Genomic DNA, 1,316 nt, shown 5'->3' on the forward strand with positions numbered 1-1,316 from the left:
GCCCGCCGATTCCGGTAAGGAGCGCTGGCCCGTCCACGGCCAGAGCACTTGCGTCACCCTCCCATCCTCACGCCACCGCGCCCAGCGCCGGCGCGGGCATCCGTGGCGCGGCGGCGGGCTGGCGCAGTACGGCAAACAGGTTCTTGGGGTCGGTCAGGGCGGGCACCAGTGCGATGCGCTCGCCCACCCCCAGCTCCAGCGCGGCGTCGCGCATGAAGCGCAGGGCCGAGAAATCCTCGAGCGCAAACCCCACCGAATCGAACACCGTGACCTGCGCGGCGTGGCTGCGCCCCGGCTGGCGCCCCGCCAGCACCTCCCACAGCTCGGTCACGGCAAAGTCGGCCGGCAGTTGCTGGATGTCGCCCTCCAGGCGCGTCTGCGGCGCGTATTCGACGAACACGGCCCCCTGGCGCAGCACATCGGCATGCAGTTCGGTCTTGCCAGGGCAGTCGCCGCCCACGGCATTGATGTGCATGCCGGGCGCCACCATGGCGGGCGTGACGATGGTGGCGTTGGTCTTGTCGGCGGTGATGGTGGTCACGATGTCGGCCCCACGCGCGGCCTCGGCGGCGCTGGCGCACACCGTCACCTGCAGGCCCGTGCCGCCCAGGTTGGCGACCAGCTTGGCGGTGGCGGCGGGGTCGGTGTCGAACAGGCGCAGCGCGGTGATGCCCAGCAGGTGCTGGAACGCCAGCGCCTGGAACTCGCTTTGCGCCCCGTTGCCGATGAGCGCCATCACGCGGCTGTCTGGCCGGGCCAGGGCGCGTGCCGCCAGGGCCGACATGGCGGCAGTGCGCAAGGCCGTGGTGAGCGTGAGTTCGCTGAGCAGCTGCGGCGTGCCCGTGGCCACATCGGCCAGCACGCCAAAGGCCATCACGGTGGACAGGCCCCGCAGCGTGTTGCGGGGATGGCCGTTGACGTATTTGAAGCTGTAGGTGGTGGCGTCCGCGATGGGCATGAGCTCGATCACCCCGTCGGGCGAATGGCTGGCCACGCGGGCGGATTTGTCGAACTGCGGCCAGCGCAGGAAGTCGTCGCGAAGATAGTCCGCGATGCCGGCGATGCAGGTGTGCACGCCCTTGCGGCGGACCAGTTCGGCCATCTCGGGGGCGCTGAGGTACAGGGTGGAGGTGGGGGCCGTGGTGCGCATGGTGGAAAGGTCTCCAGAATGGAAACCAGTTTCCGCGGGCGGCGCGGCAATGGGAATGCCCCAACCTGCACCAGATGGCTGCTCAACAGAGCAAAACGCCAGCACTGACTGCCTTTTTGCCATCACCGGGGGCCAGCCGCCCAATCCACAGGATGCCGCCCGCGCG

Annotated in this window: 1 protein-coding gene; it reads right to left on the reverse strand. The window is 69.8% G+C overall.

Going from position 1 to position 1,316, the window contains the following annotated elements; translation table 11 throughout:
* Positions 1–67 precede the first annotated feature (67 nt).
* Complete coding sequence (locus ACDELDRAFT_RS22570) at positions 68–1,150, reverse strand: ornithine cyclodeaminase (RefSeq protein WP_005801267.1); 1,083 nt, start codon at positions 1,148–1,150, stop codon at positions 68–70.
* Positions 1,151–1,316: the final 166 nt, after the last annotated feature.

The organism is Acidovorax delafieldii 2AN, from assembly GCF_000175235.1.
GTDB classification, from domain to species: Bacteria; Pseudomonadota; Gammaproteobacteria; order Burkholderiales; family Burkholderiaceae_C; genus Acidovorax; species Acidovorax delafieldii_B.

Coding starts and splice junctions, on each gene's coding strand:
- ACDELDRAFT_RS22570 (WP_005801267.1), bottom strand. CDS start 1,150: ATGCGCACCACGGCCCCCACCTCCACCCTGTACCTCAGCGCCCCCGAG.